13 protein-coding genes and 1 rRNA gene are annotated in these 17,328 nt (G+C 47.6%); all 14 read left to right on the plus strand.

What is annotated here, in order from left to right; genetic code table 11:
* A 5S ribosomal RNA gene (gene rrf, locus JDF658_RS10645) occupies positions 1–99 on the plus strand; the annotation flags it as partial.
* A 129-nt stretch (positions 100–228) separates the two neighbouring features.
* Positions 229–2,679: a UvrD-helicase domain-containing protein gene (locus JDF658_RS10650; protein WP_079907600.1), complete on the plus strand. Its 2,451-nt coding sequence runs from the start codon at positions 229–231 to the stop codon at positions 2,677–2,679.
* 26 nt (positions 2,680–2,705) lie between these two features.
* Complete coding sequence (locus JDF658_RS10655) at positions 2,706–5,069, plus strand: DEAD/DEAH box helicase family protein (RefSeq protein ID WP_079907602.1); 2,364 nt, start codon at positions 2,706–2,708, stop codon at positions 5,067–5,069.
* On the plus strand, positions 5,069–5,452 hold the full coding sequence (locus JDF658_RS10660) for an HIT family protein (protein WP_078664508.1): 384 nt from the start codon (positions 5,069–5,071) through the stop codon (positions 5,450–5,452). The genes JDF658_RS10655 and JDF658_RS10660 overlap by 1 nt, the downstream gene beginning before the upstream one ends.
* Positions 5,453–5,454: 2 nt before the next feature.
* Positions 5,455–5,766 (plus strand): nucleoside triphosphate pyrophosphohydrolase, encoded by a 312-nt coding sequence (locus JDF658_RS10665; RefSeq protein WP_078664509.1) that lies wholly within the window; start codon positions 5,455–5,457, stop codon positions 5,764–5,766.
* Between the two features lie 92 nt (positions 5,767–5,858).
* Entirely contained in the window at positions 5,859–7,313 is a 1,455-nt protein-coding gene (locus JDF658_RS10670) for a Wadjet anti-phage system protein JetA family protein (protein ID WP_079907603.1), read from the plus strand.
* Between the two features lie 4 nt (positions 7,314–7,317).
* Positions 7,318–7,923 carry a DUF4194 domain-containing protein gene (locus JDF658_RS10675; protein ID WP_079907605.1) on the plus strand — a complete coding sequence of 202 codons (606 nt, stop codon included), beginning with the start codon at positions 7,318–7,320 and terminating at the stop codon, positions 7,921–7,923.
* A complete protein-coding gene (locus tag JDF658_RS10680) occupies positions 7,920–11,228 on the plus strand; it encodes an ATP-binding protein (protein ID WP_159446621.1) in 3,309 nt (1,102 codons plus the stop codon). The genes JDF658_RS10675 and JDF658_RS10680 overlap by 4 nt, the downstream gene beginning before the upstream one ends.
* 10 nt (positions 11,229–11,238) lie before the next feature.
* On the plus strand, positions 11,239–12,477 hold the full coding sequence (locus JDF658_RS10685; protein WP_079907609.1) for a Wadjet anti-phage system protein JetD domain-containing protein: 1,239 nt from the start codon (positions 11,239–11,241) through the stop codon (positions 12,475–12,477).
* 129 nt (positions 12,478–12,606) lie between these two features.
* Positions 12,607–12,744 carry a hypothetical protein gene (locus JDF658_RS14465; protein ID WP_159071918.1) on the plus strand — a complete coding sequence of 46 codons (138 nt, stop codon included), beginning with the start codon at positions 12,607–12,609 and terminating at the stop codon, positions 12,742–12,744.
* A gap of 468 nt (positions 12,745–13,212) precedes the next feature.
* Positions 13,213–14,352 (plus strand): glycerate kinase, encoded by a 1,140-nt coding sequence (locus JDF658_RS10690; RefSeq protein WP_079907611.1) that lies wholly within the window; start codon positions 13,213–13,215, stop codon positions 14,350–14,352.
* Positions 14,349–15,494 carry an acyltransferase gene (locus tag JDF658_RS10695; RefSeq protein WP_078664515.1) on the plus strand — a complete coding sequence of 382 codons (1,146 nt, stop codon included), beginning with the start codon at positions 14,349–14,351 and terminating at the stop codon, positions 15,492–15,494. Before JDF658_RS10690 ends, JDF658_RS10695 begins: the two co-directional genes overlap by 4 nt.
* Before the next feature lie 43 nt (positions 15,495–15,537).
* Positions 15,538–16,704 carry an acyl-CoA dehydrogenase family protein gene (locus JDF658_RS10700; RefSeq protein WP_079907612.1) on the plus strand — a complete coding sequence of 389 codons (1,167 nt, stop codon included), beginning with the start codon at positions 15,538–15,540 and terminating at the stop codon, positions 16,702–16,704.
* Positions 16,705–16,743: 39 nt separating this feature from the next.
* Positions 16,744–17,328, plus strand: a 585-nt coding sequence (locus JDF658_RS10705; protein ID WP_278308123.1) for an aldehyde ferredoxin oxidoreductase N-terminal domain-containing protein, incomplete at its 3' end; no start/stop codon positions are given.

Raw genomic sequence — 17,328 nt, forward strand, 5'->3', positions numbered from 1 at the left:
GGGGCAACACCCGTACCCATACCGAACACGGCAGTTAAGCCCACCAGCGCCGATGGTACTTGGACCGCAGGGTCCTGGGAGAGTAGGTCGCTGCCGGACAAAGAACCCCTCTGATCAGAAGATCAGAGGGGTTTTGCATTTCATCGCAGTTTCAGGTAAGGAAAATAAAAGGAATTGCTTGGAATTTGTCGAATTGATATATCTGACAGGGAATGGGGGGAGACCGATATGGAATTAAATTTGGAGCAAAGAAAATTAATTCAGCTAAAACCAAATGGTCAATTTTTAATTAAAGGAGTAGCTGGTTCTGGTAAAACTACAGTTGCGGTCTATCGGATCCCTTTTTTGCTTAATTATTATTGTTATCAGCCGGATGACAATGTACTTCTGGTGACTTTTACTAAAACACTCACAAATTATATAAAATATTTATATGACAGGGTTAACGATGAGGATAAATTACCATTTCCAAGTCTTTTTAGCCCTGAAAATGCAAGGGTTGAGATTATTAATATTGATAGCCTGGTTTACAAATACTTTCAGCAATATCAGCTTTGTAATAATGTTAGATTTAATTTATTAACTGATAAAAGGTTAGCATATACATATCTGGCTCAGACAATAAATGAGTTAAAGAGACAATATTCGAATATTTCACTACTTGATCAGCAACATATAATTTTTTTATATGATGAAATTGATTGGATAAAATCCTGTAATTATCTTGAACTAGAAGAATATCAAAATGCAGATCGCCTGGGTCGCATGGGGAAGCAGGGCAGTGATGGACCTAAGAAGTTGCCCAAAAACTCGGAGACTAGAAGAGCAATTTTTGAATTAATGAAACTGTATAATGAAAAATTAAGAAGCAGCGGATACGTGGATTTTAAGGATATGGCGTTGTATGCTTTGAAGCAGGCGAAAACTAAAGTTGATAAAAAGTATACGCATATAATTATTGATGAAAGTCAAGATTTGACACGGGTACAATTAGAGTTACTTAAATTGCTTTATAATGAAAAAGATTATTCCAGTATATGTTTTATTGCTGATACAGCACAAAGTATTTATCCTCACTCATGGTTAGTTAAGGGCAGGAGCTTTGCCAGTATTGGTTTTGATATGACAGGTAGGAGTTACTCGTTATCCAAGAATTATCGTACAACAGCCCAAATTGCTAAAGCGGCTTACAGTCTAATTGAAAAGGACCCTGAGATTATCGAGGATGAGAACTTTGTTCAACCATCTTTAATAGATAGACAGGGAAATTTTCCTGTAAGACGATATTTTACTTCTCCCCAGGATGAAGCAGAGTATATCGTTCGTGAGCTGGGTCAATATGTATTGAAAGCTTATAATCCTAAAGACATAGCTATAATTGCGAAAAATAAAGAGCAGCTCAGATATATTAAAGAACAGTTGGATAAAGCTCAAATTACGGCAAATATATTTGAACGTAAAGAGATGGATTTTGAACATGAGGGTATAAAACTGGTAACAATCCATTCTGTAAAGGGATTAGAGTTCAAAGTTGTATTTATTATTGGACTTAATTCAGGCATTATACCATACATATCTTATGCAGACGAAGAAGGGCGGTTGGTACAGGAAACAACAGACAGAAAACTGCTTTATGTAGGAATGACCAGAGCAAATGATATGTTATATTTGACTTGTAGTGGCCAGCCATCTAAATTTTTGCAAGAAATAAATTGCGAGTTTTTGCGCCTTTCGCCTCGAGCTAAAATTGGCTGTTATTATCAGATACCGATTGAAAAATACCAATTTAAAGAAAAAATTATCGATCTTTTTTCACGAGAAGAACAAGTAAGGCAATGGTTGATCAATGAGCTGCAAGAAAAATATAAATATCCTTTAGCTTTGTTGGACGTTGAATATCAGGTAAATTCTTTTTCTAAAGTTGGTCTTGTTGATATAGTCGTATCAATATATCGTAAAAATTTGCGAATACCTTATATTTTTGCTGAAGTAAAGGCTTTAGGAAGAGGCTTGCATAATGGCTTGGAACAATTAAAAAGTTATATGAGTAATGAAAAAAATTGTCAATATGGTTTATTAACTGATGGAAATGAAATGGTTTTTCTTGATAAAGACCTGCAAATGATCGATGATATTCCCGAGTTCGGCTCATGGATGTTGCCTGAATATATTATCAGGTACGAGTTCCACGATTTGAAACGAAACAGGACTTTCATTTTGGAGTTAGATCAGGATAACCCGGATGAACTAGTTGTTAGAAGCCAGGATGCTTACTCAGAAAAATATGATTTTGCTCAATTATCAGCAATAAATGTTTACAGTAGTGTTGCTGCTGGTAACCCCACTGAGATTTTTGAAGAGCCTTTAAAAGAGATGTTATTACCGGAGGAATGGTTTAATAAAGCAAACGAGTATTTTATACTCCAGGTAAAAGGGGACTCAATGATTGGAGCCAACATTGCAAGTGGGGATATGGTACTTGTACAAAGACAAACAACAGCTCAAAATCGTGATATAGTAGTTGTTGCTTTAGGAGAAGAAGCTACTCTAAAACGTTACGTTCCAATGGGAAATAGTGTTATTCTGATGCCGGAAAACAAAAATTATGAGCCTATTCTAGTCCAGGATACAAAAGCACAAATTATAGGAGTTGTGATAGGGATAATAAAACTTGTCTAATTTTGAGAGCCGAAGGGGGCAAGCCGATGCCGGGAAATGCAATTACCGGAGAAGAGCATGGCCTAATATATTATCTATCTAAAGATTTACAGGAAGCTAAAATGGTAAAACTAATTGTTTCTTTTCTAATGGAGCAAGGAGCTGAATTGCTGGTAAATGACTTAAAAACCCTGGCTGCAAAGGGAGTCCCAATTCGCATTTTAACTGGACGATATCTTAATATAACTGAACCGTCGGCAGTTTACTTGCTGAAAAAAGAACTAGGAGACAGCCTGAATATCCGTTTTTTTAACCGACAAAATGTCTCTTTTCACCCTAAGGCTTACATTATTGAAAAGAAAAAGGGTGGGGTAATCTATATAGGTTCGTCTAATCTTTCCCGCTCTGCGTTAACCAATGGGGTAGAATGGAATTTCCGGTTGGAAGAGCAGGTGGCTCCTGAAGATTATGCTCAGTTTGTTGCCGCCTTTGACCGGTTATTTGAACGGCAGTCGGAGAAGGTTACGGATGAAGTTTTGATGGAATATGCTGCAAACTGGCGCAGGACTATTTTTAGCGAAGAACGTCCACAGACGGAAGAAATAGTAAGGCCAAGAGGGGCACAGATTGAAGCTTTATATAATTTGGCTGAGTGCAGAAGAAATGGCTATAAAAAAGGGTTAGTGGTTGCTGCAACAGGTATAGGCAAAACATATCTTGCGGCTTTTGATAGTAAAAAATATGCCAGAGTGCTGTTTCTAGCCCACAAAGAAGAGATTTTACGACAGGCAGAGGCTAGCTTCGCTAAAGTTCGTCCTGGAGCAAAGACTGGCTTTTTCTCTGGGCAGGAGAAAACGCTTGATGCTGAGCTGCTTTTTGCAACTGTGCAAACCCTGGGCCAAGAACGTTATTTAAAGCCGGAAGTGTTTTCTCCCGACTATTTTGACTACATTGTTGTGGATGAATTTCATCATGCAGCGGCTGATAGCTATTTACGTGTGCTAAATTACTTCAGGCCCAAGTTTTTATTGGGACTTACGGCAACTCCGTACCGGATGGATAATAGGGATATTTTTGCTCTCTGCGACAATAATGTTGTTTATGAAATTTACCTGGCTGATGCCATTAATCGTGGACTGCTGGTACCTTTCCGCTATTATGCTTTTTATGATGATACTGATTATGACCGAATCGCTTTCAGAAATGGTCATTATGATATTAAACAACTGGAAGCAGCCCTTTCACAAAATCGCAGAGCAGGTCTGGTTCTAGAAAAGTATAAAATGTTTCAGAAAGAGAAGGCAATAGGTTTCTGTGCGGGTATTCGTCATGCAGAGTATATGGCGGAATATTTTAATCAGCATAAGGTTCCGGCTGCGGTGGTACACAGTGGGCCTTCTGAGTCCAGATACTATCTGCCCCGACAGGAAGCAATTAGCCAGCTGGTGGAAGGCAAACTCAAGGTAATTTTTACCGTCGACATGTTTAATGAAGGCGTAGATATTCCAACAGTAGATATGGTTATGTTCTTACGACCGACTGAGTCATATGTTGTCTTTTTACAGCAGCTGGGTCGAGGTTTGCGTAAGGCAGAAAATAAAGAATATCTGACGGTGTTGGATTTCATCGGTAACTATAAGCGAGCCCATCATATTCCTTATTTATTAGCTGGGAAAAACCCCATGGCTGTTGAGGGGAAGAAATTTAGATTACCTCATGAAATTGATTTTCCAGAAGGCTGTATAGTAAATTTTGATTTCAAACTCATTGACCTTTTCCAGGAACTGCGGAAACGGGATCCGCTGACACAAAGGCTTAAAGACGAGTTCTGGCGGCTTCAGGATGAGTTGGGGCGCCGGCCCACAAGACTGGATATTTACCTTGGCAGCGATATACCCCTTCGCCACTTCCTTAATATGGACGGCTGGCTGGGTTTTTTGGCCAGTATCGACCAACTGACAGCAGAAGAGCAAAACTGGCTTAACAATAATGTTGCTGCATTTTTAAGAGAACTGGAGAAAACCAGTATGACTAAGTCGTATAAAATTCCTACTTTGCTCAGCTTTATTGAAGACGATAGGTTATTACACAGTGTAAATAAATCAAGGCTGATACATGTATGGCGTGAATATTATTCTGATCCAGTACATGAGCAGGATATGGTCAGGGACAAAACCACCAGAACCTGGAGAAACTGGGATGATGAAAAACTGGCCCGACTGGCAATCCGTAATCCGGTTTTTTACTTATCGCAAGGCCGGTTTTTCCACTTCGATGAAATTAACCAGGTATTTACCTTAGACAGTTCCATTGTGGAACATATTAGTCCGTTATTGGCGGAACATGTCAGGGATATTTTGACCTGGCGCAGCACTGAGTATTTTGCGACACGATATAGAAGGGGTGAGTAATGATGGATTGTATTTTTTGTCAGCTGCCGAAAGAAACCTTTATTGCTGAAAATGAGCTTGCAGTTGCTATTTTTGACAAGTTTCCTGTTAATCCTGGGCATACGCTGGTAATTCCCAAGCGTCATTTTGCAAATTTTTTTGAGGCGACTGGAGAAGAAATAATGGCTATTTATGATTTGTTACAGGAAGTAAAAAGGATACTTGAAACGCAATTCAAGCCCGATGGCTATAATGTTGGAATAAACGTAGGGCAAGTAGCTGGACAGACTATCATGCATCTGCATGTCCATGTCATTCCCCGTTATCAGGGGGATGTGGATAAGCCCCGCGGTGGGATAAGAAACTTGAAGCCAAATTTAGTACCTTATGTGGAGGAACTGTAGAGATGAAGGTTTATAACAAACTGGTGAGAGATCGAATACCAGAAATCATTGAACAGACCGGCAAAAAGGTGGAGTATGAAGTGGTGGAGGATAATGAGAAAGTGATCCAGCTGCTGGAAGAGAAACTTCTGGAGGAATGGCAGGAGTATAAGGAGAGCGGGAGTGTGGAGGAGATTGCCGACCTGCTGGAGGTGTTGTTTGCTATAGCCGAGAGGAAAGGGATAAGCAGGGATGAGTTATTGGAGCTGGCAAGAAAGAAGGCAGAGGAACGAGGGGGGTTTAGGAGAGGGGTGGTTTTGATTGGAACATATTGATAATTGTTGCTTAAATCGATAATTTAAGAAGGAATCCACTTTCATCAGGGCGAACTAAAAATACTGACAAATCGCCAAAAAGGAAGGTTCTAATGAAGCCAGAGCTAAACCTCTTCGCTGTTATTCCTGAAAAATTTTTCAGCGTCCTGGCCAGCCCCCTCAAAGAGGACTATGCTAATATCCTCTTCCGCATTTTCCACCAGTACCGGTTGACCAATTTTGGTTTATCCAGGGAAGTTTTGCTGGATATCATCATTGATTACCTGGAGGAAAAGGCGGAAGATGAACAATTTACCCGTCTGCTCGATGAAAGCGTCTGGGAAGAAAGCCTGGACCTGGGCAGCTCGCCCCGGGACCGGGCCAGCTTTGTTTTGCGCAAACTGGAGGAAACGGGCTGGATTACCAGAGAAACCCTGGTCAATTATGAAGAATATATCAATCTCACCGATTATGCCATTCAAATCATGGACTTGCTGGACAAAATCCGCAAAAACCACCGGGCGGAATACCAGGGTTATGTATTTGCTACCTATACTTTACTTTACACCGAGGAGGCCAGCCGGCAGGGGGCCCTGGCCCTGGAAAAGGCCTATGAGCAGACGGAAGCCCTGCTCAACGGGCTGAAGGCGTTAAGTCATAATATCAAGCGCTATATTGAACGGGTTCAGGATGAACTGGATCCGAAGGCCATCTTGCGCCTGCATTTTGAAGATTATAAGGCGGAGATTCTGGACCGCAGTTATCACCGGTTGAAAACATCGGATAACGTTTCCCGCTATCGGCCTAAAATCGTGGACAGGATCAACCAGTGGTACAATGATGAAAACTGGGTACAGGAAGCGGCAGTCCAGGAGGTGCAGCGCCGGCGCCAGGGGGAGCTGACCATAGAGGAGGCGCGAGAGCTGATTTATGGGCGCATGGATTTTATCCGACAAACCTACCTCAACCTGGATCAACTGCTGGAGGAAATCGATCGGCGCAATTCCCAGTATGCCAGTGCCTCTCTGTTGCAGATTCAGTACCGGCTGAACAGCAGCCAGAACCTGGAGGGGCAAATTCTTTCCCTTTTGCAGTACCTGGCCCAGTTGTTAACCGAACAGGCAGCCCGGGGAGATGATGATTTGCCAGCGGCCATGGCTGGACTGTTCAGCCTGTACAGCCAGTCTTATCTGGATGAAAAATCCCTTTATACTCCCCGCCGGGCAGCGCGACAGCACCAGCCGGCAGAAGTGGTGGAAGCGGTTACAGTGGACGAGCGGGTTCGGGCCCAACGGGTGGCGGAACTGCAGGCGCGCCTGGCGGAAAAGCTGACCCGGGACAAAATCAACCGCTATGTGCTGGAGAAACTGGGGGAACGGGAGATGATCCGGGCCGAGGAGCTGGGTATCGAGGCCATGGAGGATTACCTCAAATTGATTTACACGGCAGTCTATGGCCGTTCACAGCGGGTGGACTATCGGGTGGAGTATAGTGGACCGCGGGTAACAGCGGCAGAAGGAGCTTTTGAATTCAAAAATATCGTCATCCGGCGGCGGAAGGGAAGATAACAGGATGAACTGGTATACCCGTTATGAGGGATTGAATAACAGTGATAAAGGGGAATTTACCCGGGTGGTAAATTTATTACTTGCGGTGACTTTTGTCAATAAAAAGCATCCCGACCAGCGCCGGGATTATTATTTCATCGAACGGCATGAGGAACTGTTTCGCCAGTATTTGGCCCTGGCCGGCTGGGAGCTGCGACATGATGCTGTCCACGGCGTTTACCAGGCTGTCAACAGTCAGGACTTCAATCGCTTGCGGCTGAAGCTGGAGGAGAGCATTATTCTTCTGCTCATCCGGTTGATCTATGAGGAAAAACGCAAGGAGCTGCATCTATCTGAACACGTTAGTTTCCGGGTGAGGGAGTTGCAGGAAAAATATGCTGCCCTGAAAATCAGCAAACGGCCTATCAATAAAAAGTCTTTGCGGGAAGGGTTGGCCCTGTTTAAGCGTTTTCATCTGCTTGAGGTTCTGGATAGGGATGTGACCGACCCGGAATGCCGCCTCCTGATCTATCCGGCTATTTTGCTGGCAGTCAGGGTGGAGGATGTGCGCCAGGTTTACGAGCGACTGAGCGCCTATGGGGAAGATGGGGAAGAAGGAGAAGCAGAATGAAAGACTTGACGGGGATTAAACTGATCAACTGGCATTATTTTACCAATGAAACCATTCGTATCAAGAACAGTGTACTTTTGACCGGGGACAATGGCTCGGGAAAGTCTACCATTCTGGATGCCATGCAATATGTGCTGGTGGCTGATTTGCGCAAAATCAAATTCAATGTTTCTGCCCATGATGAGACCAAACGGGATCTTTTGGGCTATTTGCGCTGTAAAACCGGCAATGACCGCAGTGATGGCAGGAAGTTTTTACGACAGGGGGATATTACTTCTTTTGTGGTCCTGGAATTTTTTGATACTGACAAACAAAAGCCCTTTCTGCTGGGGGTGGTGGCTGATTCCTATGCCGATGACATCAACTGGGACAGCCGCTTTTTTAAAATTGAAAACCAGGCCCTTGCGGATGAGTTGTTTTTCCTGTCCGGCACCAGACGACCGAGGAATATCAAGGCCTTTCGGGACCATTTAAAAAAATTGCCCGGTGCTACCCTTTATCCTTCCGCTGACCAGTATCGGCGGGATTTGCTGCAAAAATTGGGTTCTTTAAATGAACGTTTTTTTGAGCTGCTGGTCAAAGCCATTTCCTTTAAGCCCATTACCGATATCCGGGAGTTTGTCTACAATTATGTCCTGGATGCCAAACCCATTCAGATCGAGGCCATGGTGGAAAACTTCCGCCGTTACAGCGAATACCGCAATCTGGCCCGGCAGACCAGAGAAAAGATTGAGGACCTGACTGCGATTCTGGACCGGTATCAGGAAATCCGGAACCAGCAGGAGACGGCCCGGATGCAGGAGTATATCATCAAAGGGGCTACTGCCGTCGGTCTCAGGGCTGAGCTGGAAGCCAATCTGCGCGACAGCGCCCGGAAAGAAGAAGATTTAAACCGGATCAAAAGCGAGCTGGCCGGGCTGGCCAACCGGGAAGAGGTTCTGGAAGGGGAATGTAACGGCTACCGGGAAGCACTGGCTGCCAGTAGCACTTACCAGTTGATTAAAGACCTGGAAAGGGAGATCAACTGGCTGGAGGTGGAGGAAAAACGGCTGGAGCAGGACAGGCAAATGCTGCAGGAACTTGCCGCTGCTGAGCTGGCTTCTCTGCGGCGCTTGCTGGCAGCCAATTGTCTAACTGAATCAGAAAAACTGACCCTGGCTCCTTTGCCGCCTCTCCTGACGGCCTTGAGTCAGGGCCAGGGCGGGGAGGAAGCGGCAGCGGTTCTCGCGGCCGGTTTGGCTGCCCTCAAAGAGGTCCAGGCCCGGCTGGACCAGGAGATCTGGACCCTGAAAGGCCGGTTGCAGGAACTGACAGAAAGGGAAGAAAAGTTACGGTCAGAACTAGCCCAGTTGCGCCAGGGACGGTTTGCCTATGACCGGCGGATTACCGATTTACAGGCCGTGATTCGCCAGGGCTTCCGCCAGGATAAGGGGCTGGAAGTGGAAGTATCGATTCTCTGCGAATTGCTGGAAATCAGGGATGAAAAATGGCGGGATGCCGTCGAAGGCTTTTTAAATACCCAGCGCTTCGATCTGCTGGTGGAACCCCGGTATTTTGACTATGCCCTGACCCTGTATGAACGCTATAAAAGGCAGAAAGGGATTTCCGGTGTGGGCCTGGTTAATACCCGGGCGGTGGAAAAATTTATCGACCGCGTGGAAGCCAATGCCCTGGCTGAAGAAGTACTGACGGATAATCCTTATGCTCGTGGTTATGTCAACCAGTTACTGGGCAATGTGATCAAATGTGAAACAGAACAGGAGTTGAAATATCACCGCCGGGCCATCACTCCCACCTGTATGACTTACCAGAACAATACTGCTCGTCAGATTAACTTTAAAGTCTATGAAACCCCTTATATCGGTGAAAAAGCTATTCCCAAACAAATCGCCAAAAAGGAAGGGGAACTGGCTGAACTGGTACGGGAACGGGAACAGCTGGCTGCTATGCTGGCGGAGCGGGAAAGCTGGCGGCGGGAAACGGCGGATAAAGAAGGCAGCTACGCCAAATTAACAGACCGCTTATCTGCTATTACCCGCCTGGCGGCGATACGAGATGAACTGGCTGCTAAACGGGCAGAGCTGGACCGGGTGGATCGCTCGGATCTGGAGGCTCTGCAGGGTCAACTGGCTTTGCGGCAGGCGGAACTGAAACAGGTGCGGGAACAGATTAATTTACGCAACCGGGAAGCAGGGGCGGCAGAAGAAGCATTGAAGCGGGCCCGTAATCTGCAGCTGGAGTTAAAGCTGCAAGCCGAGGCAGCAGAAGCGGAATGGGAAGAGTTCAAAAGGCGTTATCCCGAACTGGCGGTCCGGGGTGAGGAACGTTTGCAGAAAGAGCTGGCCCGCAAAAAGCCGCGGGAAGTGGCGGAAAGTTTTCGCATCAACTACCAGGGCTTGCTAACCCAGATCAATACCAAACAGCAGCAGTTAATGAGCTTGCAGAGCCAGTACAACAACCGGTGGCATTTCGGTGGCCGGATTGACGGGAACGATATCGCAGAATACCGGGCGGAATATCAAAAGCTGGCGGACAGCGAGTTACCGGAATACGAGGGAAAAATCCTGCAGGCTCAAAAAGAGGCTGAGGAGGAATTTAAGGAACATTTCATCTACAAACTAAAGGAAAATATTGAACTGGCTCAATCCCAGTTCAACACCCTCAATGATGCCCTGAAAGATATTGCTTTTGGTTCTGACAAATACCGCTTTCTGGTTACTCCCAGCCAGAAGTACAAGCGGTTTTATGATATGATTATGGACACTGATTTGCTGGGCGGTGGCGAATCCCTTTTTGCTTCTCATTTCCGGGAACGGCACCGGGAAGCCATGGACGAGCTGTTTGAGCGCATGGAAAATCAGCACCTGGAAGCGGTAAAAGAAAACGTGGAGTTGTTTACTGACTATCGCACTTTTCTGGATTATGATATTAAGATTTACCATGCCAATGGCGAGGTTTCTACCTTTTCTAAGGTTTGTCGGGAGAAATCCGGTGGTGAGACCCAAACTCCCTATTATGTAGCGATTGTAGCTTCCTTCCTGCAATTATACCGGCTGAAGCATAATCGGGCGGCGGCGCGCCTAGTTATGTTTGATGAAGCCTTTAACCGCATGGACAGCGACCGGGTGGAAAATTTCCTGCGCTTTTTGCGGGACCTGGGCTTACAGGCACTGATCGCTGCTCCTACCGATAAATGTGAATATATTGCCCCCTATGTCGGCACCACCTTATTAGTGATGCGGGATGGCCATAGCAGCTGGATCGAGGATTATAAAGTGCTGAAGGAAGAGATGCTCCGCCGTTAGGAGGTCAGCGATGAATCAGCATAGCCGTCAGATTCTGCATACTCTTTTAGACAAATATGAAAACAGCGGCAGTTACCGGGGCACCAGTACCAGGCCCCGCCGGCTATTTTACCGATTTACTCCCCGGTCCTTGCCAGCCTATTTTGATGATACTTCAGCCCGGCAGAAAGAGGAAATTAACAGCGATATGATCCATTTGGCTGAAGCAGGGGTAATCGAGATTTTCTGGGTGAAACATGAGGAAGGCAATCTCATCCAGAAAGTGGCCCTGAGAATAGAAGGCTTACCCACTGCCTTTCATCTGCTCAGGCGTACGCCGCGCCAGAGCCGGGAAGAGAGTATGCTGGCCCTGGTCCGCAATTACCGGGGCCAGGGTCCAGCCTGGCTGGAAAACTTTCTGGCCTGGCTGGAGGAGCGGCTGCTGCTTCGGGAAGGCATTAGTCCATATCTGGACTTGCATGACGTGGATACAGCCGACCGGGTTCTGACTGCCCTGCAGGCCCTGACAGAGCTACAGGAAGAAACGCCCGAGCGGGTATTCAGCCTGCGGGTGCTGGGACATAGTAAAGCCTGGGCGGCTATTGCTCAGAGGGTCCTGCGGATAGTGCGGGATTTTCACGGGGGCTGGGGCCTGGAGGAGGCCCGGGAGGTCTGGGCGGAATTTGGTCTGGTGGCCAATCCCCAGCATATTTTTGTTTATGGTAACCTCACCCTGCAAGTAGCCGGTGGGATAGTGGAAACCCGCCTTTTCCAGCCTGATCTGGGTCTTTCTGCCCAGCTGATTCAAAATATGCAGGTGCTGGACGTCCAGGCAGACTTCCTTATCACCATCGAGAATTTGACTTCTTTTTATCAATTCATTCGCAAACATCCGGGCCAATATGTGGCAGTCTACCTGGGCGGTTACCACAACCGGTTACGGAGGGAGTTTTTGCAGAAAATCCAGCGTTGCCTGCTGGAGCAGGGCCGGGAGATTCCCTGTTATCACTGGGGGGATATCGATTACGGCGGCTTTGATATTTTCCGCCACCTGGCTGAACACAGTTTACTGCCGCTCAATCCCTATCTGATGGATTCCGAGACCTTGCTGCGGCATCGCCATTTGGCCCTTGCCATCAGTGATGCTTATGCCCGGCGCCTGGCGGGGTTGCTGGATAAGCCAGGATTTGAGGTGTTTCGCGAGGTGATAGAGGTGATGCTGCGGGAAAGAATCCGGCTGGAGCAGGAATCGGTGGAGGTAATTGTGTAGGGGGGAGAAGTTATACAGTGTAGCAGCATTATATTTATCACGAGATAAATTCGACTTAAGTATAGAAATTCCTAATTTCATACAAACAAATTAAGCAAATGATATAATGTTTATAGAGAGGTGATATATATGGAAACGAAAATTACATTAAAACTGGAAGAAGGTAGCGTAAAAAAAGGGGGCTTAAACCCACAGCCGACAACACAAAAACCCGTTTATTCTCCCCCAGCGCAAAAACCGCCGGTAAAACAAGCTTCCCCAAAATAAAAGAAAGAGCCCGTAATGACCTACGCTACAGCTACTGCAAATCCCTGCATAGCTGCCTGCAATCTTTCGACTGCAAACAACCATTACGGAACCTGCAATAACCTTTGCTCGACCATTACAAGTACCTTAGAAGCCGTAGCTGACCTCTCGGCCAGATACGACCTCCAGCGCCGCTGAGGAGCCTGCGGAACCTGGAATGATCTTAGCTCGACCACCAGGCATCCCTTTTGACCCTGCCATGATCCTTCGGACCATGACAGAGCCTGACAGGACACCGGACAGTCTGCCCGCCGGCCAATACAGAGCCTTATCCGACCCTGTATTGACCTTTGGCCGACTATTACTGAGCCTTGCGACCCGGTAACAGTCTTGGCTCGGCCATTACGAACCCTTTCCGTTCATTATTGTCTCCAGCGGATAAGATAATATACAGCGAAACAAAAATTTTTTGCAAGGGTGATAGTCATCATGAGAGTACTGATCGTGCCTGATTCTTTTAAAGGAAGTTTGTCGGCCACGGCGGTGGCAGAAGCCATTCGGAGCGGCTGGCAAAGGGTGCGGCCGCAGGATGAGATAAAACTGATACCCATTGCTGATGGGGGTGAAGGGACAGTAGAGGCGCTGCTGACCGCGGTGGGCGGGGAAAAGGTAGATTGCGTTGTGCGGGGCCCCCTGGGCCGGCCGGTACAGGCTTTTTACGGCTTGCTGAATGAGGGCCGAACAGCGGTTATCGAAATGGCAGCTGCTTCCGGGCTACATCTGGTACCGGTAGCAGAACGCAATCCCCTGCTGACCACTACCTCTGGTACAGGCCAGTTGATTAAGGCAGCCCTGGATCGCGGTTGCCGGCGGCTGATTATTGGTATCGGTGGCAGTGCCACCAATGATGGCGGAACGGGCATGGCTACCGCCCTGGGGGCCCGCTTCCTGGACCAGGAGGGCCGGGAATTGCCTCCCGGAGGAGGGGCCCTGGTCAATCTGTGGCAGGTGGACCTCTCGGGCCTTGACCCTCGAATCAAAGAGGTGGAAATCCTGGTGGCCTGTGATGTGACCAATCCGTTAATTGGTCCCCAGGGGGCCAGCCGGATCTATGGGCCGCAGAAAGGAGCAACTGCTGAGCAGGTGGAAATCCTGGAAGCAGGTTTAACTCGCCTGGCAAAAGTAGTGGAGGAAGAACTGGGAGTAGCAATTGTTGATTTACCCGGTGCCGGGGCGGCAGGGGGACTGGGTGGCGGTCTGGTGGCTTTCCTGGGAGCTCGTTTGCAACCAGGCTTTCCCTTGATTGCCCGGCAATGCCGGTTGCAGGAGTGGATAGATTGGGCAGAGCTGGTTATCACCGGGGAAGGTCAGCTGGATGGTCAGTCGGTTTATGGCAAAGTTCCGGTAGGAGTGGCGGCTATGGCTAAAGGTAAGCCCGTAATTGTGCTGGCCGGGTCCATCGGGCCGGGGGCGGAAAAAACCCTTACTGCTGGCATTACCGCCTACTTTTCTATTGTCAGGGGGCCGATGGCTCTGGCAGAAGCCATGGAACGCGGCCGGGAGCTACTGGTAGAGACGGCTGAACAAGTGGCCAGGATTTTAACAATCAAGAAGGCGGGGAACGGATGACAACTGACAGGGAAAGAATTGCGGAGTTAGATATATTACGGGGAGTCGCTTTTCTGGGTGTGGTTTTGCAACATGCGATTGGGATTTTTATCCGCAAACCGGATATATACCAGGAAGCGGCTCTGATTCTGGGACTGCTGTTTAATCTGGTGAAATTTGCAGTCCCGATGTTTGTCTTTATTTCCGGAGTTGGATTGCTTTACAATTACTATGAGCAACTTGACTATGCAGGTTTTATTAAAAAACGGAGCCGGGAAATTTTGTTTCCCTATCTCTTCTGGTCGTTGTTGTATTATTACCATTACTATGAGAAATTACCTCTGGATTCTCCCGGGTTGATACGATTCATGCAACAACTGGCAACGGGTAGTGCCGCTTACCATCTCTGGTTTGTGGTAATGATTTTTCAGGTATATCTCTTCTATCCCTTGATATTGCCCATTTATCGCTGGCTGAGACCAAGAGTCCAGAGCTATAAAAGCCTGTACATAATACTGGGAATGGCTGCTTTATTGTATACTGCTTTGATGGGGTTTTCCGCTTACATAGTTCCGGGTGGATATTTTAAATTTGAATCGAGTTTGCTGCAGCTAATTTTTATCAAATACAGGTCTATAAATTTTCTTTACTATAGTTTTTACTTTGTTCTTGGTAGCTTGGCGGCCTTTGCATTGGTGAAATGGCGTGACCTTGTGTTGCGCACCCTGGCCGGTAATAGTGTGGCTTTTGCCGGGCTATTCTTGTGGATTAGTTTAGAGCTTCTCCAGGGAGCAAGAAACGGAGTCGTTAATCTGGCTATATCTACTAGCTTAAAGCCCTCCATGTTTTTTTATACCGTCTCCTCGATTCTGCTGATTTATGGGTTAGCCTTATTAGTGACGAAATATAATCCACTGCTTCAACAAATCCTGAACGGGATAGGTCGCTATTCCTTTGGAGCCTATCTGGTTCATGCCCTGGCCCTGGACTATATTGTCAAACAGCTAACCTGGGCTACTCCGTCCAATTATCTGGAAATGACGCTGATAAGTTTTGGATTAACGGCGGTTGTCTCCTTTTTGTTAGCCTATTTGTCTCAGTACGTGCCTTTCGGGAAACTTGTTATGGGCAATGGCTCCAGGGGAAGAATAGAACTATTATAAAAAGGAACATTGTTTCGATAATCAGAACATGGAGGTAATAAGGATGAATTTCTATTTCACCGAGGAACAACAAATGCTGCGCCAGACGGTACGGCGCATCGCCGAGGAGAAAGTGGCTCCGCGGGCGGCAGAAATCGATGAAACCGGTCAGTACCCCTATGACATCTGGGAGGTATTCAAGGAAACGGGTTTGCTGGGGGTCAGCTTCCCGGAGGAATACGGCGGCTCAGGGATGGGAGCTACCGGGCTCTGTATTGCCATTGAAGAAGTGGCCAAATACTGTTGCAGCTCCGGCCTGATCCTGTTACTCACCTACTTACCCACATTGCCGATTCGCATTGCCGGGACACCGGAACAGAAGAAAAAATACCTTACACCGGTGGCAACAGGTGAAAAACGGGCTTCCTTCTGTCTGACCGAGCCTACTGCTGGCTCTGATGCAGCTAACATCAAGATGACCGCTGTCCGGGACGGGGACTATTATATCCTGAATGGCCGTAAGCAGTTTATTTCCGGGGCCTCCATGGCTGACTATGTTACTGTCTTCGCCAAAACCAAACCGGAAGCCAAACACCGCGGTATGTCGGCTTTTATTGTCGATACCAGTACCCCTGGCTTTTCCATCGGACGGCATGAAAACAAAATGGGAGTAAGGGGTGTGCCTCTGTGTGAGGTGGTCTTTGAAAATGTGCGGGTACCGGCAGAAAACCTGCTGGGTCAGGAAAATGAAGGCTTCAAGCTTGCCATGCAAACCCTCAATTCCATGCGGCCGGTGGTAGGAGCCCGGGGACTGGGGTTGGCTCAGGGGGCACTGGCCTATGCCCTGGAATATACCAAACAACGCCATGCCTTTGGCGGGCCCCTGGCGGATAAACAAGGGCTGCGCTGGATGATGGCTGACATGATTACCCAAATCGAAGCGGCCCGCCTGCTGGTTTATCAGGCAGCTTTCCTGATCGATCAAGGTAAGATTACCAGAGAATATGCCGGTTTGCTCTCCATGTCCAAGATTTATCCCACCGATATGGCCATGCGGGTGGCGATTGATTGTGCCCAGCTGCTGGGAGGCTACGGATATATGAAGGATTATCCCCTGGAGCGCTATATCCGGGATGCTAAACAATTGCAAATTGTAGAAGGAACCAGCCAGATTCAGAGAGAAATTATCTCCAGGTGGCTGCTGGAAAACGGAGTGAACCGGCCCTTCTAAAACTAAAGGGCTGTGGCAGCACAAAAGGGGGTAATAGGAGTGGATAAACTGTTACGCATTGACCTGGGACGTCAGATGATCAAGGAAGAAAATCTGCCGGAAGCCTGGCAAAAATACGGGGGCAGGGCGTTGACCGCTGCTGTGTTGCGCGCAGAAGTAAATCCAAAGGTGGATCCCTTGTCTCCAGGCAATAAACTGGTGCTGGCAGCGGGCTTGCTGGCAGGCAGCGGGGTACCCTGTTCCGGGCGCTTGTCCATCGGGGCCAAAAGCCCTTTAACTGGTACCATAAAAGAGAGCAATGTAGGCGGAACAGCGGCCCAGCGCCTGGCCCGGCTGGGTTATCGCGGGATAATCATTGAAGGAAAGGCTGAGAATGGGCCAGCAGTGCTGGTGGTAAAAGGCGATGGAGCAGTTCTGGAACTGCGGCCCCAGCTGGCTAAACTGGGGAATTACCAGACGGCGGCCCAGTTGCTGGCTGAATATGGGCCTGAAGCGGCGGTAATCAGCATTGGGCCGGTGGGGGAAATGGCTTTGCCGGTGGCTTCTGTGGCGGTGACCAACCGGGAAGGATTGCCTTCCCGCCATGCCGGCCGCGGGGGCATGGGGGCAGTGATGGGCAGCAAG

Origin of the sequence: Carboxydocella sp. JDF658, from assembly GCF_002049395.1 — a bacterium.
Lineage (GTDB): Bacteria > Bacillota.

Coding starts and splice junctions, on each gene's coding strand:
- JDF658_RS10680 (WP_159446621.1), top strand. CDS start 7,920: ATGAAAGACTTGACGGGGATTAAACTGATCAACTGGCATTATTTTACC.
- JDF658_RS10665 (WP_078664509.1), top strand. CDS start 5,455: ATGAAGGTTTATAACAAACTGGTGAGAGATCGAATACCAGAAATCATT.
- JDF658_RS10695 (WP_078664515.1), top strand. CDS start 14,349: ATGACAACTGACAGGGAAAGAATTGCGGAGTTAGATATATTACGGGGA.
- JDF658_RS10675 (WP_079907605.1), top strand. CDS start 7,318: ATGAACTGGTATACCCGTTATGAGGGATTGAATAACAGTGATAAAGGG.
- JDF658_RS10670 (WP_079907603.1), top strand. CDS start 5,859: ATGAAGCCAGAGCTAAACCTCTTCGCTGTTATTCCTGAAAAATTTTTC.
- JDF658_RS10700 (WP_079907612.1), top strand. CDS start 15,538: ATGAATTTCTATTTCACCGAGGAACAACAAATGCTGCGCCAGACGGTA.
- JDF658_RS10690 (WP_079907611.1), top strand. CDS start 13,213: ATGAGAGTACTGATCGTGCCTGATTCTTTTAAAGGAAGTTTGTCGGCC.
- JDF658_RS10660 (WP_078664508.1), top strand. CDS start 5,069: ATGATGGATTGTATTTTTTGTCAGCTGCCGAAAGAAACCTTTATTGCT.
- JDF658_RS14465 (WP_159071918.1), top strand. CDS start 12,607: ATGGAAACGAAAATTACATTAAAACTGGAAGAAGGTAGCGTAAAAAAA.
- JDF658_RS10655 (WP_079907602.1), top strand. CDS start 2,706: ATGCCGGGAAATGCAATTACCGGAGAAGAGCATGGCCTAATATATTAT.
- JDF658_RS10650 (WP_079907600.1), top strand. CDS start 229: ATGGAATTAAATTTGGAGCAAAGAAAATTAATTCAGCTAAAACCAAAT.
- JDF658_RS10685 (WP_079907609.1), top strand. CDS start 11,239: ATGAATCAGCATAGCCGTCAGATTCTGCATACTCTTTTAGACAAATAT.